The sequence below is a fragment of the Halalkalibacter oceani genome (assembly GCF_023715605.1).
Classification (GTDB): Bacteria; Bacillota; Bacilli; order Bacillales; family Bacillaceae_D; genus Halalkalibacter; species Halalkalibacter oceani.
On the sequence record NZ_JAMBOL010000008.1, the window covers coordinates 18711 to 42668 of the forward strand.

Below are 23958 nucleotides of genomic sequence, written 5' to 3' on the forward strand. Positions count from 1 at the left end.
ACCAATTTCAGAAGCTTTTGTTAGATTAGCCACCCTCAACATTGTTTCAAATTACTGGTTTTTAATTGAATCAATTAACTCTTGTCCAAATACTTCACTATATTGGTCATAAACTGGTTGAACTGCTTCAATAAATGGTTCTACATCAATTTCACGAATAACTTCCATCCCTTGTTCTTCTAATTCATTAAGGTATTCTTCATCCATACGTTGAACGACTTCACGCTCAAAGATTCCAGCTTCAACGGCTGCTTCTTGAAGAGCTGTTTGCAGTTCAGGCTCAAGATTGTTAAAGAAGCTGTTTGATGTTAGCAAGATTGACGGGTTATAGAAATGACGAGTCATTGTCAAATAATCCTGTACTTCGTAAAAACGTGAGCTGTAGATGACCGGAATAGGATTTTCGTTACCATCTACTACCCCTTGTTGCATCGCTGTGAAAAGCTCAGTAAATGCCATTGGTGTCGGATCTGCTCCCAGCTCGCGGAAAGCAGCCATGTGAATGTCATTTTCCATTGTACGAAGCTTTAATCCTTGAAGATCTTCCGGCTTTTCAACAGGACGAGTATTGTTCGTTACGTTACGGAAGCCGTTTTCCCACCAAGCAAGACCTTTCAAATCAATACCTTCCAATTTAGCAAGAAGATCCTGCCCAACTTCTCCATCAAGAACAGTGTGAGCATGTTCTGCATCACGGAACAAGAACGGTAAATCAACAACTGTAATTTCTTCAACGAAACCACTCATTGGACCAGTTGACGTTAGAACTAAATCAACACTTCCAATTTGCAGACCTTCCACCATATCACGTTCTCCGCCAAGAGATCCGTTCGGGAAGATTTCAACATCCATACGGCCATCTGTTTTCTCAGCAAGAATTTCCTTGAAATATTCAAGTCCTTCTTGATAGTGAGATGTGTCAGCCAATGTGTGACCTACTTTTAGCGTAATTGTTTCTCCGCTGCTTTCTTCACCTGATGTGTCAGTGCCTTCTGAGTCTGAGCCGCCACCGCATGCTGCTACGATCGCAACCATCATTGCCAGCATTGCTAGCATAAGTAACTTCTTCATGATAGTTCCCCCTATATATGTGTGTTTTTTATAATATCCATTGCATGATGCAATGAAGATTCCTGACCAAATGCGCCTGCCTTTGTGACGATAGCTGTGTCAGCATAAGGACCTCCGACGACTTTCGAGAGTGGAATACCCTCTTCAATTTCTTTCATGACTTCAAGCGCATGAATATCAAGCTTGAGACAGGTTTGATAGGCAATATCGCCACCGGTTAGGATCAGCCCGCTTACTTTCACTTCTTTAATCAGCCTGCTCGCAAATGCGCCAAGCGTCGAAGCAATCTGATTGCCAAGCTCAAGCTTATCGATTCCCGCTTCAGCGATATACGCTTCCAATTCAACCGCTACCTCCGGCGTGAAAACAGTCGTGATCACAAGATCCTTTTTGTTTCCAATGATCCGCTTTGCTTCGTCAAACCAGGTGTTTAATACTTCTTGATCGTTTTTCAGCAAATGAAGCGGATGAATCGCTTGCACAAAAGCACCCTTTTCCTTTTGAAAGGCAATCTGCTTCCTCGTGACAGTGCTTACACTTCCGGCAACAGTTAATGTCGGCAATGGTTTTTCAACTTGCTCCTCAGCATCAGAAGTAAGCTTTTGTGCCTGTTCACTTGTAAATGCTTGCGCCAATCCGGCAGACCCGACCCATAATACCTTTTCTTGGGTTTTCAGGAAATCAGTAACCGTTTTCAAATCGGCATCAATAGCGCTGTCAAAAACAATTACCTCTACCCCGCGAGCAAGAAGTGCATCGACTTCTTCTGCCAGCTTGCCCCTACGCAATGTTTTCACACCGATCAACCCCACACTGCGCTTAGTCTGCCCAGCCAATAGATCAGGTATGAAAGATTCCGTCATCGGGAATTTTACATCGTTTGCAAGTTCACTGTCCTCAAGTAATGTGCCGTGAACTAAATGATAGCCTCCAATCGTCAACCTTCCATTTTGCGGATATGCAGGCACCACCGCACAAAACGAAAACGACAATTCATCCATCAGGCCATCAATTTCTTGACCGATATTTCCTCTTAAAGTGGAATCAACCTTTTTATAAATAAAAGGTTGCTGATCACCCTTCATCTTCTTCGCAAGCTCTCGGTTGCGTTTATATGCTTCATCTGGAGACAAGGAACGGGAATCGGTGTTGATAACGTTTACTTTCTCAGTCTCCGTAAGTGATTCAATGAAAGAAGTCAAATGAACAATCGTCGGCTTTCCTTGTTTCACAAACTGAACACCCGTATCATTAGCTCCCGTTAAATCATCTGCGATGACTATCATTTTTATTCACCTCAAGCCTAATTGATAATTGTGATCATTTTTCAACATTTCCTACTTGATTATAGACCATGACTGTTTAAAAATACAATACAATAAGAAACAGAAAATGTCGCATTTTGCAACGTTTTCTGTTTCTACTCCGAAATATGTTTAATTTTCCGCCATAATGTCGAACGATTGATTCCAAGTCTTCTTGCCGCCTTCGATTGATTGTATTCCTCCTGCTTCAAAACAGCCAAAATCACTTCCTGCTCAATCTCATGCAATGTTTTATTGGCAAGCTGCAGCCCAGTCGGTTCCCGCACTTTTTCGGTTTCTTGTTCTCTCAGCTTATGCAGAAGAGCCTGAACTTCTTTTTTCTCGATAAAAGGTCCGTCACTCATCAAACACATTTGCTCAATAACATGCTTCAACTGCCGGATGTTCCCAGGCCACATAAATGTCTTCAATTCATTCAAGACGTTCTCGCGCAGCCCGGAGATTTGTTTCCCCATCGTCGTATTACAGGCAGCGATGAAGATTCTGATCAAATCGTCAAGATCATCCATCCGCTCTCGTAATGGCGGTACTTTCAACGTAAAGCCGTTTAAAGCATGATAGAAATCATCGCGAAAACGTCCGTCACGCAAATAGGTTTCCAATGGCTGGCGGTGGGCTGCGATAAAGCGGATATCAACTGGAAACGATTCTGTCTCCTGGAAACGATTCATCCGCCCGGAAATTAAGACAAGCAGCAGCTTGCTTTGAATGCTAGGCGGCATCGAACCAATCGCATCGATAAAGATCGTTCCTTTGTGCGCCGTTTCGAGCGCCCCTTTATGGCCGTTTACTCCTGAGGTACCAAAGAGCTCTCTTTCCAGCTGTCCTTCCGAATATGCCTCACAATTAATGAACACATATGGCGCCTGCGCGCGCTCACTATTATTATGAATCGCCTGGGCAAGACTATCCTTTCCGACCCCCGGTTCCCCGTAAATAATAACCGGCAAGTCAGAGCGACTGATTTTCTTCGCTACTGTAATCAACTGATGCATACTTTCCGAACGGGCAACGAGAGAGCTGAAATGAAAGTATGCTGAATGGTCTTGCTTCTGTTCGGTCAGCTTCCGTTTTTCTTCCTTCATAAGTAACGCGAATCCATCAGAAGGACCTTCGGTGGGCAACTCAACCTTTTTCCACTTGATCCAACTATTTTCGAATTCCTCATATACTTCATTAACCGCTTCATCATTTGTCTCCATAAGCTCCTTCAGCTTCGGCACAAGCCCACTTAACGTGTTCACATCCAACAGGCCCGGCTCCTCCACCAGTCGAAAGCGCTTTCTGGCAATTTCATTTAAAAAGATACATTGCCCCTCTTCATCAAACACAAGAACTCCATCATCAAGGTAATGAAAAATCTGTTCGATCTTTTTCAATTTTTCTTTTTGCTTTTCCATATAGTAAACGGTTTGCTCCGCATTCGTAATCGTTTCGAGCACGGCTTCTTTCCCGGAGGAGATTAAAATGCCTTGTATGCCAAATTTTGCAGCAGTTGTTGTCGAAATGACATCGCCAATAATAACTTGTACCCCTTCGTTGGAAGCCCTTTCAATTTCCCCTTCAATTTCTCCTTCTTCCAGAATCGGATAAAAGGTTAAATCCATATTAAGCAGCTTCCCGATCATATTCGCGCCAGGAATTTTGTTTAAATAGGTCATCATCCCGATTTTTCCAGCATAGCCATTCAGCAATGTGAGCGTTCGCAAAATATCATAGCCCGTCATCTGCACTTCCAACACAGGGATGGAAAAATGCTTGCGCAAAAGCTTCGCTGTCGCTCCCCGGCTAATAATCGCATCATACTGGCGGTGTTCAACCGAACGGGCAATCGCCAGACCATCATATAAATTCCCGACGAACACGTCTAAATCTTTTTTCAGCTCCTTATTTACTTCAAGAAAGAGATCCTTCAATCCGCCATATGGTGAAATCACTAAGATTTTACACAACCTAACTCCCCCAATCTTGTTGCAATATTAATCAGATTGTATAGAATAATTTCATTTATTGCAACACTATCTGGGAAATTTCTCTCAAGTAAGCGCCGGTAGAAGGAAAGGAGCACGGGCAAAAGGTTATCTAATCCCGTTTGCCCGGCCCCTATGCATTCTCACATTCTTCTGCGTGCTGCAACTTGAAATGAACATGCCAAGTTCCTCACTGAACCTTTTTTCTAGCGATTTTCCCAGTTCCAAAATGCGACTTCATCTATTTCTAATTCTGTGATCCATGCTTCATCCCGCAGCTGTAATATCTCCTTTGTCGGCCCCGTGATAACCGCTCCATAGTGATGAAATCCATTTTCATTTAGATACTCAATCCGTTCAGCCAGTCGAAGCCTGTCAAACACTAAATTGTTTGCTTTACGCTCATGCCGCTCCAGAAAAGCTAATGTCTTCATAAATTGCTGCTGGAGCACGCTTTGATCCCCAGCCTCATACTCTGGTGAAGACGCACTTTCTGATACAATGCTTCCTCCGAACCATCCACCTGCTTCTTCTTTTCTCTCCGTGACAATAAAATCATCATCATGCCAGATCGGAAATTTCGGAAAACCAATCGGCTCAAAAATAACTCCTTCAGTAAGTTCATTTAATTCAATTCCGGTATCAACTGCAAGCCATAGCAGATCCATGTTTCTCCCTTCAAATGAATCGAGTACTTCTTTTGTTTCCAGCAGCTCGGAAAAAGAGACATAAGCAGAAATGACAGTTCCTTCAGGCAGCTCCTCCAGCTGTGCCCAATCGGACATCCCTCTGGAGCCTGTACCGGGATAAGTAAATGCCGGCCAATCCTGCGATACTCTTCCGTACTTCTGCTCCTCCGGCATAGCCATTAATGAAAAGAGGAAATTCACTTTCATTTCTCCGACAATCATTCGATCATGACCTACCATTTTATTTAGATCTCTTGTCGCCTCTAAGCCAAAGTAAGCCTTTGTGCTCGTACTTGTTCTTCCGAGATAGCCATACGGATTTGTAACCGTAAGCGTGTGATCAATAATATTACGGAACACATCAATTCGGTCGGGCTTTCCCCACGAGTAATAAACCGACGTGAAAATTCCAGACAAGATAGTGAACACGATAAACAATGAGAGCGCCACTAACGCTGTTTGAATTCTCGCTTTCCATTTTCCACGTCTTAAAATTTTCTTTTGCCTTTTATCATGTGCGGCATCGGTTTTTGTGCCTATTTGCTCGTCAGTCGCCTGCAAAAATTCCTGGTATGTTTCCAGCTTATCCAATTCACTTTCAAATTCGTCCACTTCCGCTTCAGGTAATTCTCCTTTTTCATATGCTTCAAGCTTTCGTTTAAATTCATCGTTCATGGTCTCCCGCCTTTCTGCGCCTGATCGCCTGTCTTCCTCTGAATAACAATACTTTGAAATGACTTTTTTGAATGTGCATAATCTCCGCAGCCTCAGCTTGTGATAACCCGTGGAAATCGTGGAGGAGCACCGAGGTTTTATGCTTCTCCGGTAAGCTGTCCAGCAGCGTAATGATCTCATTCATTTCTTCTTTCGTAATGATAGACTCCAATAAGGCTTTTTTAGAATCAAAGACGGTTGAGAAAAAACCTTGCTCCTTGATCACCACTCGTTTCTGTTTCCGGTAATAGTCGATATAGGCTCGATAAGCAACAGAAAACAACCAGGATTTAACAGTTTCCCCATCATAATGCTCAAGATGAAGATAAGCCCGGAAAAAAGTTTCCTGCACCAGATCTTCTGCTGTGTAATGATCATAGCTAAGGGAGAACAGAAATCGGTAAATATCTTGAAAATAATGTTGATAAAGACGATCGATAGATTCTTTCATTGTCTCCCCCTTCATCATTAAAACGAATAAAAGACCAAACGGTAACAGGAAATATAAAAAAGCCATCCAATACTCTTCTCATCATAACGGATCACATGTCTTTATTTTCATTTCTGCCATGATCGAGCTTTGCACATAAAAAAGAAGCCGGCCGCGAAAGGTGCTTCTCTCACCTTCGCGACCGACTTGCAATTTATTCATTCACATATGGAATCGTTAATGGGCCGAGCGGGAGGACGGCGACCGTCATCTGCTCTCCGTATTTTTGCTTTAGTTGCTCGAGCGTTTGTTCAATGCTATTGGTCGGCGTGAGCATCGCGTCGGCCACATCCTGCTCGGACAGCGTCGAATAGACATAAACATCGGCCCATACTTGGATCACGGCCTGCTTTTGCACTTGCCATTGGTCAAACATTTTAAACTCGGGATCATTAATCATATCAAGAATTTCCTGCGGGCTTTTGCGCATCTTCAAAATCTCGCCGAAGTTGCCGTGATTCGGCAGCCCGTCCGCGCATTCCGACGCGCAAATAATCGTCCCGCCTTTCTTGACAATTTTATGAGCAGCACTCATCCCTTTTACAGCCTGATAAAGATTCTGATCGAGCGGATAGCCGGAATTTGAGGTAATGACTACATCAAAACGCTCCGGACATTCAATCATCGTATGCTCCTTCACGTACGCACATCCGGCGTCATGGGCTTCATACAATTCACCGGCAAACACATTCGTAATTTCCTTTTCTTTATTTAACGTGACATTAAGCATAAAGTCAGGCTTACAGAAGCTGTTCACCTCGCGCGTCATATCCTGGACAGGGTTATTTGTCATGTTCCCCCATGTTGAAAGCGGATCACCGATCATTCTCGCGTTATGGAAGGTCATGATCGTTTCAATTCCGGCGATACCCGGCATAATCCCTTTTGGTCCACCTGAGAAACCGGCAAAAAAGTGCGGCTCAATAAAGCCGGTGACAATTTTGAAATCAGCCTCGACGTATTCCTTGTTTAAATACACATCACAGCCAAAGCGGCTTTCTCCGACCTTTTTCAAGCTCTCTTTATCATGACAATGGTTGTTAATGATCCGGATGTTATCAACGACCCATTGCCCAAGCATTTGGACGAACTCTTCCTCTGTTTGGTCGCGGTGCGTGCCTGTGCCATTAATCACAACAAAGTTCTCAAGCGGCACATGGGACAGCTCTTTAATCAGCCACGGGACGAGCTTCTCATTAGGTGTCGGGCGTGTAATATCGCTAATGACGATCGCCACTTTATCCGTTTCTTTGACCATCTCACGAAGCGGCGCCGTCCCGATCGGATTGCGTAAGGCTGACAAAACAGCGGCCTCATCATCCTCGAGCTTAGGTATATCCTTCGGCTCCACGATTGTTGCTTCATCGGGCACAGTGATAGTCAACCCTTGTTTTCCGTACAATAATGTCGTTTCCATGAAAAAACCCCTCGCTTTTCATTACTTTGTTCGTTTCTTCCTTCATATGGCGAAATCCCCTGAAGTCGCCTACACCTCAGGGGTCGCTCATGTAAAGAGACCGTCATCCATTACCTTGCCATTCTACTTCTCATTATACTCTATTTTAGCATCAATACCTTTTCTCCGTTGATATTTATCCATGAGGATTACAGCAATCGGACAAAGAATCGCAGTTGTCAACGTTGATAAGGAAATTTGCGCCGTCGCAATGTTGACGATGTCATGATAGCTTTGCGCTTCCTCCGCCGTCATCATGCCGGAATTGGCCGCGACCGTCGCTGCAGCCGCAATCGCCGCCGGTGTCGCTGCGGCATTCCCCGATGTCGAGGCTTCCGCCACCGGAGCAATTTGGCTCTTCTCTTTAAACAATTTAAAGACGAGTATGCCGACTCCCCCTGTGAGGACGACCGTCATCAAACCAAGCAGGACTCCCGCGCCGACAACATCCGGATTAAAGAAGTTTGCCAGATTCATCCCTGCTCCTAAAGCAAAAGCAAAGAATGGGACCGGCAGCAATTCTCCCGGACGTAAGAAATCACGAATTTCAGAATCAAGGTTCCCAAGCAGCATGCCAATCCCGATTGGCAATAACACGGCGATGAAAGCGATAACAGGGAAGCTTGAGCCCATCAATCCAAGCGCGATTAATGTCAGGAACGGTCCATCATTTAAGGAAAGAACAGAAACTGCACCGACGTCTGAACGGTTTCCGTATTGGCCTGCCAAAGCGGCATACATTCCACCATTCCCGTTTGTCATCGCCGCGATAATCGCGATCGTCGATAAGCCGAGCAGCCCATCCATCGGATCAAAGAAATAGCCAAAGGTCAGACCGACGGCAAGACCCGTTAAATACTTTGACAGCATGAGCAATGTCCCTTTTTTCAATGCTCTTCCGCCGACGCGCAAGTCCATTTGGCTTCCGGCGCAGAACAGGAAGAGACCGATCAGCGTCAGCGCCCCAGTTTTAAACAGTTCTTCGGCAAAGCCGCCGATCATCAGCATTTCATAGTTACCATCCGCATTCGGCGCAGCGCCCAATGCTTGAAGAATATTCATGATAAACGGGATATGCATCTGGTCAATTGTATTAATGAGTGCTCCGAGCATGAGTGGAACAACCATCAGCCCACCCGGTACTTTTTCAATCGATTGTTTAATTCTCATCTTTCTCACTCCTGTCTTCTTATTATTGATTGAGATACATCGTCCGTATCACTTGCTCCGCTTTTTGCTGGAGCAGCTGTTCAGCCTTGTTCATCGCATCAGCCAGTGACATCGGTCCATTGACGATACTGTGCACGCTTTGAATCCCGTACTGGTAAAGCTCCTCGATGCCTTTTCCAATTGAACCGGCAAAGGCAACTGTCGGAATCCCGTGCTTCTGCGCCGCCTGGGCGACCCCCATCGGTGTTTTCCCTGAGGCTGTCTGATAATCAATCTGCCCTTCGCCAGTTATCACGACATCGGCTCCGGCAAGCGCTTCCTCTAGTCCGGTATATTCAATGACAATGTCGATTCCCCGTCTCATTTCCGCGGAAAAGAACGCCTGAAACGCTCCGCCAATCCCGCCTGCCGCTCCTGCACCGGCCTTGTTATGAAGGGCGATCCCTGTTTGGGCTTCGACAAGATCAGCCCAGTGAGACAGCTTTTTATCGAGAATCTCCACCATCTCAGGTGTCGCTCCTTTTTGCGGGCCAAATATGTGAGACGCTCCCGTTGGACCAATGAGCGGATTCTGAACATCACAGGCCAGCAGAAAAGTTGAATCTGTAATTCGCCCGTCAAACTCCCGGTCGTCTATCGTAGCAATTTGATCAAGCTCGCCACCGCCAAAACCGACCTCATGACCATCCTTCGTTAAAAGCTTCATCCCGAGCGCCTGCAGCATGCCACTACCGCCATCATTCGTCGCGCTTCCTCCCACTGCTAAAATAAATTCACGGCAGCCGGCATCGAGCGCAGCTTTAATGAGCTGACCCGTGCCGAATGTAGTCGCTTTCATCGGATCCCTTCGTTCGGGAGGGATAAGATATAAACCGGACGCATCGGCCATTTCAATGACACATGTCCTTCCGTCCCCAAGCTGACCGTACGCGGCGCGGACTGGATCTCCTAAAGGCCCTGTTACTTCAAGCTCAACTTTTTTTCCACCTGTGGCCGCGACAAGGCTGTCCATCGTGCCCTCTCCTCCATCGGCGACAGGAATTAATACAGTTTCCGCCTCCGGGAGATACTGTTTAATGCCTTTTTCAATTGCTTTGGCGGCTCCCATCGCGGAAACGCTGCCTTTAAATGAATCCGGCGCGACAATGACTTTCATCTCTCCACCCCCACAGAAGATAACGCTTTCAAAGATTTGACTTTATATTCAAATTACTTTCCTCTTGATTAGTTTTCATTATACAGCGTTTACATGAATAAATCTTCGTGTTCTATGCACAAAAAAAAGTCGTTTTTTGTTGTCTTTTTTAGGCGAAACACCTAAAATGAAATGGCTAGAAACATCCGAGGCCATAGAAAAACTTCCTTTTTCGCAATTTAAAGAAGAGTAATGGCTCCGCGTTGCGCCTTGCTTCGACAAACCCATTCGTAGCCAGGCTTTCAAAATCAGGCAACGGCTACGCTCATTACGAAAAAACTGCTGCAAAAGTGAAAATCGTACTTTTTCAGCAGCTTTGAAACATCCGAGGTGGTTACTGTGCTAACAAAGGAAATCGCAGAAGAAATCGTTAAAGAAACGATGAATCGTTTAAAGCGGAACATTAACATCATTGATCCTGATGGTATCATTATCGCTTCGGGAGACCCAAGCCGGGTTGGTCTTTTCCACGCCGGCGGTCTACAGGTGATTAAAACCGGACAGCCATTGGTCATTACAGCGGAAAATGAAAAAAACCTTCCCGGCAGTAAAACCGGCATTAATCTCCCGATCGAATTCCAGCACGCTATCGTCGGGGCGATCGGCATTACCGGGCAAAAAGAGGATGTCGAGGAATTTGGTGATTTAGTAAAAATGACAACCGAGCTGATGATCAAACAGGCTTCGATGGCCTCAAAACAGGAATGGCAGCAGCGCTTGAAGGAAGACACCTTCACCGCCCTGCTCAATCCTCCAATAAATGCGGAGCAGATCGAGCAACAGCTTAAGCAATTAGCGATTCAGCTTCACGCGCCGTACCATGTTTTTTTGATTGACTTGCAGCAGGAGAAGCTGGCTGATACAACTATTTTGAAGCAGATTGAGCAAATCATCTATCCGGATCGTTCACTCGTCGGCTTCCATGAGGGGAGCAAAATATTCGCGCTTACCTCGGGCTATACGCCGCAGCGCTTACGAAAAAAGCTGCAAGCCGTGAAGGAGATGCTGACAAAAGCCAATGTACGCTGCCAGATCGGCTACGGCACACCTGCTGAGCAACTTGAAGCGGTCGCAATTTCCTTCAAAGAAGCAGAGCTTGCCCTCCGGATTCGCACGGGCTCCAAAACATTCGTCTCCTATGAGGACATTGAAACAGAGGCGCTGATCTACCAGCTCGATCAGCTGACAAAATCCCGTTTTCTGACGCGGGTGTTTCCGCAACTCACGCCAAAAACGAAGGAAACATTGCAAACGTTCTTTCAATACAATATGAATATAACCGAAACAGCGCAAGCCCTCTTCGTTCACCGCAACACGCTGATGTATCGGCTAAAGCGAATAAAAGAAAAAACAGACTACGATCCACAGCTATTTGCCGATGCCGTTACGCTGCAAATCGCGATTTGGATCGCCGCTCATCTCGAAGAAGAAAAGATGTAACGATGCGAATACGAGTGGATAGCCAAACGGCGACCCACTCGTTATTTTATGCTTTCTTCCCCCGCTTCAAAATGAGGCTGATGAGATAAAGAACAGGCGGAAGAAAAAAGAGTTTGAATATCGCTCCGTTCCCCACCAGCAAAATGTAAAGACAAAGCGGTAAAGAAAGCAAGAACGCCGCCAGCATCAGGTTTCCATTCCCTTTTATCGTTCCATACAACCCGCCAAAGCCTGGCAATAACAGAAACAACACGACATTTCTAACAAAGCTTCCATCATCATGCCGCAGCCCGCTGACCAGCAAGAACAGTGAAAGACCTATCAAAACGAGCGAAGCGACAACGCCAAACCGTTTAAACATTATTCTCCCCCTTGCTTTCATCTTCAGGCTCTCATTTTCACTTTCCCGTTTAACCGGATGGGAATACGGGCATGTAAATACTAATTTCCGAGAGAAGGAGTGTCGATCAAATGCTGGCCTTAACAAATCAGGGAAAAGGGAAAGTTGATGTAAAAAAAGTAGATGATCCTGCTATTGAAAAGCCGGATGATATGATTATTAAAATAACGTCAACGTCGATTTGTGGATCTGATCTTCATTTATATCATAGCACGATTCCATTGAGCAAAGATTATATTATCGGTCATGAACCGATGGGAATTGTCGAAGAAGTCGGACCGGACGTGAAGAACGTTAAAAAAGGGGATCGGGTCGTGATCCCGTTTAATGTAAGCTGCGGCGAATGTCATTTTTGCCAAAATCAAATGGAAAGTCAATGTGATCATTCGAATCCGCACAAAGATAGCGGCGCCTACTTCGGCTATTCCGAGATATTTGGAAATTATCCGGGCGGGCAGGCGGAATACATGCGCGTTCCTTATGCCGACTTTACTTCATTTGTTGTGCCGGAGAGCAGTGAGCTCGAAGATGAAAGCCTGCTTTTTATCTCGGACGTGATGCCTACCGCCTATTGGAGCGTCGAGGATGTCAAGCCCGGAGACACGGTGATTATCCTCGGAAGCGGGCCGATTGGCCTGATGACCCAGAAGTTCGCCTGGCTGAAAGGAGCGAAGCGGGTCATTGCCGTCGACCATGTTTCCTACCGGCTTGAGCACGCCAAACGAACAAACAATGTCGAGACTTATAACTTCAAAGACTATAAAGATATCGGCAAGCACCTGCACGAGATCACGAAAGGGGGAGCCGAAGTCGTGATCGACTGTGTCGGGATGGACGGCGATGTTTCGCTGAAGGAACATTTAAAAACGCTTACCGGACAGGTCGGTTCGATTGATCCGATTATTACCGCCGCCCACTCGGTGAAAAAATTCGGTACGATCCAACTGACCGGCGTTTACGGGGCTCCGGCCACAGCATATCCGCTGCACTCGATCTTTTCACGCAATATTACAGTAAAAGCAGGGCAGGCCCCGGTGATCCATTACATGCCGGAGCTCTATCAAATGGTTGAAAAAGGCACAATCGATCCGACCGACATTATTACCCATAAAGAAAGCCTAAAAGATGCCGCTGCTGCTTACGACATCTTCGATAAGAAAAAAGATAACTGTATTAAAGTTGTGTTAAAGCCTTAATTCACTCACAAAAAACCTGTCTCAAAAGGGCGAACCGCCATGAGACAGGTTTTTTTGTGCTGGATAAAATCCGCCAAGTTGAAAAAAATAGTAGTAACACTTTTTTAGGAGGATCAAAGCGATGGAAGAACAATGCTTTTATTGTGATGATACATTTGAAGACAGCTATCATCATGGCTTATTCATTTACCAGAACGAGCATGTCGACAAAGCTCTTTGCCCCCACTGCTACAGCGAATGGCTGGAAGGAATCAAGGAGTAACCAACTCGATACGATGAGTAGCCGCTTTTCCTTTTTAAACGATGAAATCAAATCCTTTTTTCCGGACTTCATCAATGATATCCGGTAACACGGCAGCTGTTTGCGGCAGTTCATGGAGTAAAATGATCGAGCCATCCTTTATATGGCTGACGACGTTGTCGATTATCTTCTTAGGCTGCTCCTTAAGCTGCCAGTCATAGGAGCTGATTTCCCACATGACTGGAAGCAAGCTAAGCTCCTCAAGGATGTCCATCATATCTTCGTTAAACTGTCCGAATGGCGGGCGAAAATGCCTGATTTTTTCCCCGGTGACCGCTTCAAGCTGATTGACGCTCGTTTTGATTTGCTTGTATTGCTGCTCTCTCGTTAATTTGCACAGGTTCTGATGCTTATGCGAATGGGAGCCGATGATGTGACCTTCTTCGATTACCCTCCTCCACGGTCTAGCCTCGTAGAACGTCCGCGTTAGCCAAAAGAACATCGCCGGAGCTTGCCGTTCCGCTAAAATATCCAATATTCTTATGAGATGGCGACCTGGACCGTCATCAAAGGTCAGAACCACTTTTTTCCTTGTCGGAGTCAGTTGATTTCGATTTGTCAGCCACCTGTCATCCTGCAGATCGTACACGACCTGATCTGTCACTACTCATGGTGTACACATCGTTTACCACCTCTCGTCTTTTCTCTTTATTATACAGCAAGTATCCCTTAATCATCCTGCCTTCCCCCTTTTTATCCGGCGTTATTTTTGCTTAAATAAAGAGAAAGAAACAGTAGAGAGAAAGGATGAAGAAGATGCAAGCCACATTTCAACTGAAGACAACAGCCCGCGATCAAATGATTGATATCACTGACCGAATCAGTGAATGGCTGCGTGACAACAATGTAAAGGAAGGAATCGTCGTCGTCTCCTCGCTCCACACGACAGCCGGAATCACCGTCAACGAGAATGCCGATCCCGATGTCAAAACAGATATGCTGCGCCGCTTTGACGAAATCTACCCGTGGCACCACCCCAAGGATCGCCACGCCGAAGGAAACACCGCCGCCCACCTAAAAACGAGCACGGTCGGTCACGCCCAAACATTGATTCTCTCCCAAGGCCGGCTCCTCCTCGGCACATGGCAGGGCGTCTACTTCTGCGAATTCGACGGACCAAGAACGCGCTCCTTTGTCGTTAAGGTGATTGCTGGATAAATGCGGAGCGGAGACATCTTTACAATTTTTCTAAAGAATGAATTCCACCCTTTTATTTGATTTATCAAGAGTACGCGAGTAAGACGTTCAAAAATCAATAAGAGAGGCAACCTTCCGTAGGCTCCTCTCTTATTTTCGGCTATTGTCTTATACCGTCAGCATCTTCTCTAAATGCTTAATTGTCGGCGTCAAATTAATCAGGAAATAGGCTTCCCGCAGACGGCGGGCCTCCGGACTGTTGCTCAGGTAGGCCGCTCCACCGCCATGAAGCATCGCTGTATGAACCGCCTCGATCGTTAAAGTGGCGGTTCGTTTGCGGAGCGGGAGCAGCGCCTCCCAGCTTAGACCGCGGGAAGCCAAGTGGGTGACCTCCGTTTGCAGCTCTTCCAGCTCGACCCGAATCGCTTCCGGCTGCAGCGGCAAAAACTGATTGCAGCCTCCCTGCCGGGTCCGGTAGCGCTCAATCGAAGCAAGAGCGGCCTTCGTTACGCCGAAGCCAAGCGGAATTTGATAGGCGAGAAAGTCCGGCCGAATCTGTTTAATAAACGAATCGGCGTCCTCTGCGAGAACATCCTCCTCCGAAATAAACACGTCATCAAAGTGGCAGGCATAGGTACCGCTGCCGTTAATGCCGAGATAATTTGTTTTCGCTTTTCGTGTCAGACCATCAGCCGCACATGAGACAAACAGCATCACCCTTTGATCCGCGTTCACTTCAGCAATCGCCCCGAACCAATGCGTCTGATCGAGATTGGAAACCGATGGCAACGTTCCATTGACGACATAGCCGCCCTCAACCTTTGCCGCCTGCAAATGCAGCGTCTCCAGCCCGGCATAATATTTCATCGGATTGGAAAGTCCCGTGCCGGCAAGCGTGCTGCCATTTTCCAGACGCGACAGCATTCTCTTTTTCAGCTTATCATTTTCGCTCTTTCGCATATAGGTGAGCGCAGCTAAATGGCACCAAATCAGAAAGCCTGTCGTCATGCAAAAGCGCGATGCTTCGGCTACGACGTCAAGCTCTCGCTGAAGATAAGCGGAGGAAGCTGCTCCTTCCGAAGAAAAATACCCCTCCTCACCCAATCGCGTTAACAGCTCCTTTGGATAAAAACCGGCATCAATTGACCGGACCTGAGGTTTAAGCTCCTTCTCGAACAAATCGGTAAGGCGTTGCTGAATGTTTGTCATCACGGCTTCCTGGTCCTCCTTTAATTTTACTGATCTGAGGCGATTTCCGTTATCGCGTCAATCGGTGCCTTAACGGCTTGACGCGCTCTTTTTACAGCCTCATCATCCGGTGCATCATAGAAGCAAAGGCATTTTGTCATATCCTCGCATACATACGTTCTTGAAAAGGACACCTCCGGAACTTCCGCATAATGAACGGAATTCGCTTTTTTACGGGCCAAATACCCTTCCATTGTCAAGTTCTCCGGCAAGTTCCATTCCACTAAATAATTGATTTTGTCCTTTTGCTTTTTCACTTCTTCCAAGTCCTGGCCGACGATTCGCACTTCTTTGACAAGTGACGGAACGATGCCGGCATCGCTCAAGTTTTTTGTAAGCGCACCTTCCTCCGCCGCTTCAAAAATAAAGAATGCTCTGTTGAAGTCCTTGGCGACTTGAACTTCAATTAGCTCCTGCCCGCTATCGTCTTCTCTCAATGCCTCTACTTTCCCTTCAAAAGCCGCCTTATTTTGCAGCTCCTCACTCAACTGTGATTCCACTAAATATAACGCCATCATCCAGTCCTCCCTTGAAAGATTGATAGTCATTCGATCGCATCGAACGCTAATGTAATTTTATTATACTAAGTACTAAAAAACAACTTACTTGATTGTGTGGTATACTAGGACTGCTTCTCATAAGAAAAACGTCCAAGATGTCAACTTTAGCAAAGGAGTCTGATGAAAGTGAAAGAGCGTTATAAATTACCTTGCAACATCGCGCAAACATTAAATATTGTCGGCGACCGCTGGACACTGCTTGTCATTCATGAGATCCTCATCGGTCATTCCACCTTTAATGAAATCAAGAAAAACCTTGAAGGCATCTCCTCCAACCTCCTGTCAGACCGGCTGAAGCATTTAGAGGAGGTCGGCCTAATTGAGTCAACCGTCTATTCCAAGCATCCGCCCCGTTACCAGTATACCTTGACTGAAAGCGGACAGGATTTGGAGGATGTCTTTCACGCTTTCGTCCTCTGGGGCAGCAAGCATCTTGAAACCTGTTATAAAAAACTGGTTCACACACGCTGCCAGCATGAAGTCGAACTGCTTTATTACTGTCCTTCATGCAAGCAGCATGTCGACAAAGACGAACTCCAGGCAGTGCCAATTGAACCGGAAAGCCAGGCAAATCAGGCTTAGCCTTGTACGCCCCATTGTCTGCCAACCCAGCGTTCAAACAAGCCAATCGCTTTATCAAGCAGCAGACCGAGCACGCCGATGAAAATAATCCCGGCGAGCACGAGGTCAAGATCAAGCGCATTGCGTGAATCAATGATGAGGTAGCCAAGCCCTGACTGCGCGCCGATCATTTCTCCAGCGACAAGAAAAATCCACGCCGTCCCAACGGCGATATGCAGTCCATTGGCAATGTACGGAAATGCCGCCGGAAAAATGATTTTAAACAGCTGGGCCGGCTGCTTCATCTCCAAATTCTCGGCAATCTTTAAATAAGTCGGGTCGATTTTTTTCACGGCGGACACCGTTGAAAGCAGCACCGGAAAGAAGGCGGCGATAAAAATAATGACAATCGCCGGCATATTCCCAATCCCGAACCAGAGCACGATGAACGGCGCCCAGGCAACCGGAGCGACAGGACGGAGCACCTGGATGACCGGATCGACAATCGCCCACACCTTTGGTGAACGGCCAAGGATTAATCCGAGAACGACAGCGACCACGACCGCCGTCAAATACCCGCTCAAAAAGCGGAACATGCTGATTTGGACATGGGTGAATAATGTTCCATCGCTAACCAAGGCGACGATCCCTTTGCCGACTGCCAGTGGCGGTGGCAATAATGCTTCAGGGTAGCCACCGATCCAAATGACCAGCTGCCAAACGACAAGCACGAGAATAAACGCTATCGTAAAATGCTTCACCGTCTTCATCGCTCTCACCTTCTCTCCAACGCTTCTTCAAAAAATGACTGATCAACAAACTCCTCATATGCCGGCGGGTTCTCAGACAGTCCCATCTCAACTAAACGCTGGCGCAAATACTCGTAATCTTCCTGTTCGATTCGCAGATTATCATAAGAAATCCAGCCAAGTGACAGCGTCAATACGTCCTCATCGACATTTAAAAACTGCTTAAACGGGTCTTCATGCTCGTCATGGGTATGCACATCATAAGCTTCTGCTTTCTTCCCGGCTTCAATGTAGCCTGTCACAAAGGTTTGCGCAAATTCAGGCTGCTGTTCGATAAAGTCACTGCGAAGCACAAGCACGCAGCACAACGAATTGGCCCGGATTTCATTTGACTGAAAAAGCACCTTCCCTGTGTTCAGACTGACGCCAAGCGCGCCGAACGGCTCAGCGACAATATAGCTCTGGATTCGCCCTTCCGATAGAGCTGCCGGCATCTCGGCCGGCGGCATTTCAACCGGATTCACATCCTCATACGTTAAGCCGGCGTTTTGCAGCATTTCATCAAGCAAGAGATTATGAGCGGACAGCGTATGAGGAATCGCGACCGTAGCCCCTTTCAAATCAGCGACCTCCTCGACATCGTGCGAGACCACAACAGCGTTCCCGTCACGATGACCGAGCGCGACAGCCTTTAAATCAATCCCTTTTTCACGCGCCTTCATCGCCAGCTCGAACAAAACCGAAGCGCCGTCAATCCGTCCGGTATTTAAAGCGTCCATCAATTCAATCCACGAACCGAAGCGAATCAGCTCAATTCGCCCGCCGTTCAAATACTGATCCTCAAACTGCTTTTCAAAATAAAGAGGTGCCGCATGCGTAATCGGCAAATAGCCGATCCGGATCACCTTCTCCTCAGGCGGTGCTCCGCCCCCGCAAGAGGAAAGGATCACAGTCAAAGCGAGCATCAGGCTCGCCCACGTTCTTCTCTCCCGATTCATGTTCTCACACTCCACATTTAAATATTAAATTCCAAGGTTGCCCCGTCCTTTGAAAAATGAAAGGAATCCAAAATCAGCTTGCGGTAATACTGAAAGTCACTATGACTCCGGTCACGCGGGGAAGGCAGATTAATTTCAAGGGTTTGCTTAATTCGGCCGGGATGAGCATCCATAATCAGAATGCGGTCCGACAAATAAATCGCTTCATCAATGTCATGTGTAACAAGCACAATATTGTTTTTCTCCTGCTCACGGATATGCAGCAGCTCATCCTGCAAATAATAGCGGTTAAACGTATCCAAAGCGGCAAACGGCTCATCCATCAGGATCAGCTCCGGCCGGATCGCCAACGCCCTGGCAATTGCCACGCGCTGCTGCATCCCGCCGGACAGCTGCGCCGGAAAACGATCCTTGCTCTCCTCAAGACCTACGAGCTTAATAGAATCAAGGGCGCGCTCCCTTCTTTCTGCCGTTGAAAGAGACTTTTCCGGCTCCAGCCCAAGCTCGACATTTTTCAGAACCGTGCGCCACGGCAAAAGTCCATAGTGCTGAAAAAGCATGATCGCCCTGCGGCTCGGCTTTTTCACCTCTTCCCCGTCAAAATAGACACTGCCTTCAGACGGGCTGTCAAAGCCGCCGATCAAGTTAAGCAATGTACTTTTTCCGCACCCGCTTTTCCCGAGTACAGATACAAATTCGCCTTTCTTCATCGTAAAGGAGATATTTGAGAGCACTCTGATCGTCTTTCCCTGAGCAGAAAATTCCTTCCCAACCTCGTTAAGCTCGACAAACGCCTCTGCCTTCACTGTCACTAACCCCTCTCTTCACGCTATATAGGTTAATTCCTATAAAAATAATATGAATAATAAGTTTATTTTAGTATACAAAGTGGAAAAAATCAATCTAATTATCAAAAAGAAAAAAGCTTGTTTCGCCAATAAAAAAGCCGCTGCCATGCCGGCTGCGGCGTGAGTTATTTTTATCTTTTAAGACTTTACGTCGACTTAAATAAAAAGAAGGGCCGTAGATAAAACAGATCACCTGTCTTTATTTGAGGAGAAGCAAGCTCCCTTTTTCCCACTAGAAAAAGCGGACGGGAGGGGCGGGAAGCGCAGGTTGACATCCACCGGCGCAGCCGGTTAGTTCAACGCCCGCCTGCGGAAAGCGTTTCCCCATCCCACAAGCGAGGTCGAAGAGTAAAAAAAACCTATTCGACGTAAAATCGTACAGTTTCTCCCTCTTCTGCTTTAAAAGTCGGTCACGTCCATTTTTCATTCCACTATTTTTTCAAACTTACTAAATCCCGCTTGCCCCGGATCACTATATAAAACTCTCCCGTCTTTGAACCATACCCTAAGATGTTGATTTACGTTTATCTCTTCGATTGGAAAATTTGAAACCCAGACCGCAGCGTCACGATTTTCGATTAAAATTGAACCACTCGTGTTATCTCTCTTTACATAATTAAAACAAGCTTAATATCAGCATAATTATCGAACCGATTTTCCTCATGCGCTGTCATTGAAAAAGTCAAAACACCTTATTTATCGAAGCTGCTGAAAAAGGACGATTTACACTTTTTCAGCAGCTTTTTCGTAATGAGCGTAGCCGTTGCCTGATTTTGAAAGCCTTGATACGAGCGGGTTTCTCGAAGTGAGGCGTGCAACGCGCGGAGCCATTACTCTTCTTCGAGTTACGAAAAAGGACGGTTTTCAGTGGGCTCTATTTATCAGTATTTCTTCTCACTTTTACGTTCCTTCACTTTAATTTAACACCACCTTAACCAACTTTATATGAAACTAGTTTAATATAAGCCCCAAGGAGTGATGCACATGGTGACGATGAATGATGTTGCCAAACAAGCTGGTGTCTCCAAGAGCACAGTATCCAATGTTTTCAGTAAAAAACGACCGATCAGCAAGGAGGTGAGCGAACACGTTTTACAAGTAGCCAGACAGTTGAACTATAAGCCGAATTATTTCGCGAGGAGCTTAACGACACGGGAAACAAGAATTATCGGTTTAAATATGCGCGGCGAAAAGGCGAAATTCAGCCAATTCCATTTATCCCTGATCAACGGCGTGCTGCGCCAGTGCTACGAGCGCGGCTACCGGCTGTTAATCAACACGTTGGCGGAAAAATATGCAAACCGGGTCGAATTTCAATCATCCGACCCCGTTGACGGCGAGATTTTGCTTGATCCGATTGAGAAGGACCCAAGAATTGAGGAATGCCTTGAAAAAAACCTTCCGATGGTCGTCATCGGCCGGACAGCACGGGAATACAGCGCCAAAGTAGCGACCGTCGATAACGATAATGTCGAAGCGGCCGCACTCGTGACCGAGCATTTAGTGGGTCTCGGTCATCGCCATATTCTGTTTCTGAATGCCGCCAAAAAACGCACGGTTTCGATTGACCGTGAAGCCGGCTTCCAAAAAATTATCCGCGCTACATATCAGGACATCGACCAGCCTTTCATCGCCTACAAGGCGGAAGAGGAGACGGCAATCGACTACGGCTACGAGCGGACGTTGGACATGCTGCGGCATAACCCGGCGATCTCGGCCGTGATCGCCGATACTGACAAAGTCGCGCTCGGGGTGTATAAAGCGGCAGCTGAATTAGGGCGAGTGATTCCCGACGATTTATCGGTGATGGCCTTCAGTGATGAGCCTGTCTTCTTATCGGAGTTTTCCCCGGCGCTTTCAAGCATGAAGCTCAATTCCGAGTTACTGGGAATGGAAGCGGCCAATACGTTGATTGACCAAATTGAAGCCGACTCTCCTTCCGTTAAAAGGACGACGATTGCAACTGATCTGATCCTGCGCGCTTCCACCGAAAAAAATAAACGATAACACGATAGGAGGACCCTATGAAAAAGTTAATGGTAAAACTATTGCTTGCCGCATTGTTAATGACGTTGCTGGCGGCATGTCAGCAAACGTCGACTGCCGATGAGTCAGGAGAAGAAACGGACGCCGACCAGGAAGAAAAAACATTACGCATCCTGACGAGTGTCGTTGGCGGAAAAACGCCTGAGGAACACGCTGAATTTGAAAAGGAAATTGAACGTTTGACAGGGATTAGCGTCACCATTGAAAAAGTACCGACTGATTACGACCAGCGTCTGCTTACCTCGATGTCGGCCGGTGAACAATATGACCTTGTGTATATGACAAAGCCAATGATGGATGTGCTCGTTGACCAAGGGGCGCTGACAGAGCTCACTCAATCGATCCAGGATTCCGAGATTCTCTCCGACCCGGCGGTCATTCCAACGGAAGAATGGGAGCTAATTACGTACGACGACGGTAAAATCTATAGTGTTTTCAACAAGTTTGAAGGCGGAACGATGCCGCTTATCCGCCAGGACTGGCTGGAAGCTTTGGGGCTTGAGGAGCCGTCAACGCTTGATGACTACTATCACGTGCTGAAGGCTTTTGCCGAGCAGGATCCGAACGGGACCGGACAGGACGACACGTATGGCTTAACGACGGCCGGCCTTTACGACATTCAAGGGTTTATGAGCGCGGCGGGCGTGAAGGCGCGTTATGTGATCGAGGATGACGGATCGCGGACAATTCCGTACGCAACGGAGGCGGCGATTCCGGTGTATGAATGGTTTGCCAAGCTTTACGCGGAAGGAATTCTCGACCCGAACTTCGCGACAAATGACAGTGGTAACATGCAGGAGCTGTTCCTCTCCGACCGTGTTGGCGTCGTCACATATTGGGATGCCTGGGTCGGGCTCTTTAACAACATCCGTTTGAACGATGACCCGAATACGAGCTTTATGGCCAAAGGACTGCCTGGTGTGCCTGATGAAAATGGGGAATTTATGCTGCGCCGTGGTGACCCGAGTGTATGGGCGATCCCAGTTAACGCCGAGCATCCGGAAACAGCACTTGAGTTTCTTGAGTTCTGGCATACTCCAGAGGGTAATACGGTCAGTACGTTGGGCGTTAAAGACCTGCATTACACAGTCGATGAAAACGGGGAATATGAATTAACTGAATTAGGCGAGATCGCCAATATGGATCACGGGGTTGTCTTCCCGAATAACACGAATTGGGAAAACCCGTTCGGCACACTGCCCGGCGTTGAAGAGGCGCAGGCGGTCATTATCGAGCATGCCCAGCCGGAAGTCTCAACTGCCGATTGGCCGCAGGCCGAGAAAATCGTCGAGCGCTACGTGTTTGCAGCGATTACCGGCGACATGCCGGCCGCAGAAGCAGTGGAAAGAATGCATGGCGAGCTGCTCGCTGCTGATCTGATTGACAACTAAACAGCTATGAAATGAAACGAACCAAACAGCAGTACGGCCCTGTCGTAAATGAGCAGCCGGAAGTGCTTTTCATCATGCCGCTTCCGGCTGCTGTTCCTGCTGTTATTCAAATGCAGGAGGACGATTGGCATGCTTTTTAAACGTCATTTTACTCTTTATATCATGATGATTCCGATCTTTATCTATTTTCTTTTATTTGCATATTACCCGCTGGTTCGCGGATTTTTGATCAGCTTGCAGGATTTCAGGCTGATCGGCGACCGACCCTTTATCGGCTTCCAGAATTACGTCACCGTGCTGCAGGACCCACAATTCTGGCTCGTAATGAAAAACACCGTTCTGATCGGCGGTGGCATCTTAATCATCGGCTTTGCGTTCCCAATCATTGTCGCGATCGCGATTAATGAACTGACGAAACAATTCCTGAAAAAGTTTACGCAAACGATCATCTATCTCCCCCATTTGTTTTCCTGGGTCATCGTCGGCGGCATTTGGATCTTTATCCTTTCACCGGACGGGGGGCTTGTCAATGAATTATTAAAATGGTTTCAGCTGGAGCCGGTGCAGTTTTTAACCCAGGAGCAATACGCCCGTCCAGTGATGATCTTCACCGCCATCTGGAAGGAAATGGGCTACATCTGCATCATCTATTTAGCGGCGATCGTCGGCATCAATCCGTCGCTTTATGAATCAGCGCGAATCGACGGGGCTAATTTCTGGCATGAAACCCGCTATATTACGCTGCCGCAGCTTATACCGACGATGAAAATCGTCCTGATGCTGAACATTATGTCCGTGCTGAAAATCTTTGATCAAATTTTTATGATGAGCAATCCGGCGATTGCCCACAAGGTGGATGTCATTATGATGTACACCTATGAAAAAGGAATTTTGCAATTTCAAATGGGTGTCGCCTCGGCTGCTGCTTATTTAGTCATCTTAGCAACATTTCTACTAACGATTGTCACGCGTATTCTCATTCGCTATGACAAGGAGGATTGAG

Annotated in this window: 24 protein-coding genes; 9 read left to right on the forward strand and 15 right to left on the reverse strand. The window is 46.9% G+C overall.

Annotation, left to right across the window (positions count from 1 at the left end):
* Window positions 1-51: 51 nt before the first annotated feature.
* The 8 genes from M3202_RS10485 to M3202_RS10520 form a co-directional block, all read right to left on the reverse strand.
* Window positions 52-1071: a TRAP transporter substrate-binding protein gene (locus tag M3202_RS10485; protein ID WP_251223295.1), complete on the reverse strand. Its 1020-nt coding sequence runs from the start codon at window positions 1069-1071 to the stop codon at window positions 52-54.
* Between the two features lie 11 nt (window positions 1072-1082).
* The gene (locus tag M3202_RS10490) at window positions 1083-2357 is read right to left on the reverse strand and encodes a four-carbon acid sugar kinase family protein (RefSeq protein WP_251223296.1); all 1275 of its coding nucleotides are present in this window, start codon (window positions 2355-2357) and stop codon (window positions 1083-1085) included.
* A gap of 134 nt (window positions 2358-2491) precedes the next feature.
* Complete coding sequence (locus M3202_RS10495; protein ID WP_251223297.1) at window positions 2492-4348, reverse strand: sigma-54-dependent Fis family transcriptional regulator; 1857 nt, start codon at window positions 4346-4348, stop codon at window positions 2492-2494.
* 224 nt (window positions 4349-4572) lie between these two features.
* On the reverse strand, window positions 4573-5730 hold the full coding sequence (locus tag M3202_RS10500) for an anti-sigma factor (RefSeq protein WP_251223298.1): 1158 nt from the start codon (window positions 5728-5730) through the stop codon (window positions 4573-4575).
* On the reverse strand, window positions 5720-6220 hold the full coding sequence (locus M3202_RS10505; protein WP_251223299.1) for an RNA polymerase sigma factor: 501 nt from the start codon (window positions 6218-6220) through the stop codon (window positions 5720-5722). Before M3202_RS10505 ends, M3202_RS10500 begins: the two co-directional genes overlap by 11 nt.
* A 193-nt stretch (window positions 6221-6413) precedes the next feature.
* Window positions 6414-7676, reverse strand: a complete 1263-nt coding sequence (gene larA / locus M3202_RS10510) for a nickel-dependent lactate racemase (RefSeq protein ID WP_251223300.1) — start codon at window positions 7674-7676, stop codon at window positions 6414-6416.
* A gap of 123 nt (window positions 7677-7799) precedes the next feature.
* Window positions 7800-8885 carry a 2-keto-3-deoxygluconate permease gene (locus M3202_RS10515; RefSeq protein WP_251223301.1) on the reverse strand — a complete coding sequence of 362 codons (1086 nt, stop codon included), beginning with the start codon at window positions 8883-8885 and terminating at the stop codon, window positions 7800-7802.
* A 22-nt stretch (window positions 8886-8907) separates the two neighbouring features.
* A complete protein-coding gene (locus M3202_RS10520) occupies window positions 8908-10041 on the reverse strand; it encodes a glycerate kinase (RefSeq protein ID WP_251223302.1) in 1134 nt (377 codons plus the stop codon).
* A gap of 378 nt (window positions 10042-10419) precedes the next feature.
* Here M3202_RS10520 and M3202_RS10525 point away from each other — a divergent pair, with 378 nt between their 5' ends.
* Entirely contained in the window at window positions 10420-11520 is a 1101-nt protein-coding gene (locus M3202_RS10525; RefSeq protein ID WP_251223303.1) for a CdaR family transcriptional regulator, read from the forward strand.
* Window positions 11521-11566: 46 nt separating this feature from the next.
* Here M3202_RS10525 and M3202_RS10530 read toward each other — a convergent pair whose 3' ends face one another.
* Window positions 11567-11881, reverse strand: a complete 315-nt coding sequence (locus M3202_RS10530; RefSeq protein WP_251193253.1) for a hypothetical protein — start codon at window positions 11879-11881, stop codon at window positions 11567-11569.
* Between the two features lie 110 nt (window positions 11882-11991).
* On the opposite strand from M3202_RS10530, the gene M3202_RS10535 reads away from it, so the two are divergent.
* Together M3202_RS10535 and M3202_RS10540 are read left to right on the forward strand one after the other, a co-directional pair.
* Window positions 11992-13116: a zinc-dependent alcohol dehydrogenase gene (locus M3202_RS10535; RefSeq protein WP_251223304.1), complete on the forward strand. Its 1125-nt coding sequence runs from the start codon at window positions 11992-11994 to the stop codon at window positions 13114-13116.
* Window positions 13117-13237: 121 nt separating this feature from the next.
* Window positions 13238-13378 carry a hypothetical protein gene (locus M3202_RS10540; protein ID WP_251193254.1) on the forward strand — a complete coding sequence of 47 codons (141 nt, stop codon included), beginning with the start codon at window positions 13238-13240 and terminating at the stop codon, window positions 13376-13378.
* Between the two features lie 34 nt (window positions 13379-13412).
* Here the strand turns inward: M3202_RS10540 and M3202_RS10545 are convergent, their stop codons facing one another.
* Window positions 13413-14021, reverse strand: coding sequence for a polysaccharide deacetylase family protein (locus M3202_RS10545; RefSeq protein WP_251223305.1), 609 nt, complete (start codon window positions 14019-14021; stop codon window positions 13413-13415).
* A gap of 152 nt (window positions 14022-14173) precedes the next feature.
* Here M3202_RS10545 and M3202_RS10550 point away from each other — a divergent pair, with 152 nt between their 5' ends.
* Window positions 14174-14575 carry a secondary thiamine-phosphate synthase enzyme YjbQ gene (locus M3202_RS10550; RefSeq protein WP_251223306.1) on the forward strand — a complete coding sequence of 134 codons (402 nt, stop codon included), beginning with the start codon at window positions 14174-14176 and terminating at the stop codon, window positions 14573-14575.
* A 147-nt stretch (window positions 14576-14722) separates the two neighbouring features.
* Here the strand turns inward: M3202_RS10550 and M3202_RS10555 are convergent, their stop codons facing one another.
* Window positions 14723-15763 (reverse strand): acyl-CoA dehydrogenase family protein, encoded by a 1041-nt coding sequence (locus tag M3202_RS10555; protein WP_251223429.1) that lies wholly within the window; start codon window positions 15761-15763, stop codon window positions 14723-14725.
* A gap of 26 nt (window positions 15764-15789) precedes the next feature.
* Complete coding sequence (locus tag M3202_RS10560; RefSeq protein ID WP_251223430.1) at window positions 15790-16317, reverse strand: DUF4242 domain-containing protein; 528 nt, start codon at window positions 16315-16317, stop codon at window positions 15790-15792.
* A gap of 171 nt (window positions 16318-16488) precedes the next feature.
* Between M3202_RS10560 and M3202_RS10565 the strand changes: the two genes are divergently transcribed.
* Entirely contained in the window at window positions 16489-16944 is a 456-nt protein-coding gene (locus tag M3202_RS10565) for a winged helix-turn-helix transcriptional regulator (protein ID WP_251193257.1), read from the forward strand.
* Here the strand turns inward: M3202_RS10565 and M3202_RS10570 are convergent.
* From M3202_RS10570 to M3202_RS10580, 3 genes are read right to left on the reverse strand one after another with little or no spacing between them, the layout of a single operon-like run.
* Window positions 16941-17693, reverse strand: a complete 753-nt coding sequence (locus M3202_RS10570; RefSeq protein WP_251223307.1) for an ABC transporter permease — start codon at window positions 17691-17693, stop codon at window positions 16941-16943. The two genes, M3202_RS10565 and M3202_RS10570, sit on opposite strands and share 4 nt — an antisense overlap.
* 5 nt (window positions 17694-17698) lie before the next feature.
* A complete protein-coding gene (locus tag M3202_RS10575; protein WP_251223308.1) occupies window positions 17699-18670 on the reverse strand; it encodes an ABC transporter substrate-binding protein in 972 nt (323 codons plus the stop codon).
* A 17-nt stretch (window positions 18671-18687) separates the two neighbouring features.
* Window positions 18688-19476 (reverse strand): ABC transporter ATP-binding protein, encoded by a 789-nt coding sequence (locus M3202_RS10580; RefSeq protein ID WP_251223431.1) that lies wholly within the window; start codon window positions 19474-19476, stop codon window positions 18688-18690.
* A 1026-nt stretch (window positions 19477-20502) separates the two neighbouring features.
* Here M3202_RS10580 and M3202_RS10585 point away from each other — a divergent pair.
* The 4 genes from M3202_RS10585 to M3202_RS10595 are packed head-to-tail and all read left to right on the forward strand — an operon-like array spanning window position 20503 to window position 23957.
* Entirely contained in the window at window positions 20503-21525 is a 1023-nt protein-coding gene (locus M3202_RS10585; protein ID WP_251223309.1) for a LacI family DNA-binding transcriptional regulator, read from the forward strand.
* Window positions 21526-21542: 17 nt separating this feature from the next.
* Window positions 21543-22955 carry an extracellular solute-binding protein gene (locus M3202_RS10590; RefSeq protein ID WP_251223310.1) on the forward strand — a complete coding sequence of 471 codons (1413 nt, stop codon included), beginning with the start codon at window positions 21543-21545 and terminating at the stop codon, window positions 22953-22955.
* 11 nt (window positions 22956-22966) lie between these two features.
* The gene (locus tag M3202_RS22355) at window positions 22967-23095 is read left to right on the forward strand and encodes a hypothetical protein (protein ID WP_285890399.1); all 129 of its coding nucleotides are present in this window, start codon (window positions 22967-22969) and stop codon (window positions 23093-23095) included.
* Window positions 23085-23957 (forward strand): ABC transporter permease subunit, encoded by an 873-nt coding sequence (locus tag M3202_RS10595; RefSeq protein ID WP_251193262.1) that lies wholly within the window; start codon window positions 23085-23087, stop codon window positions 23955-23957. The genes M3202_RS22355 and M3202_RS10595 overlap by 11 nt, the downstream gene beginning before the upstream one ends.
* Window position 23958 lies beyond the last annotated feature (1 nt).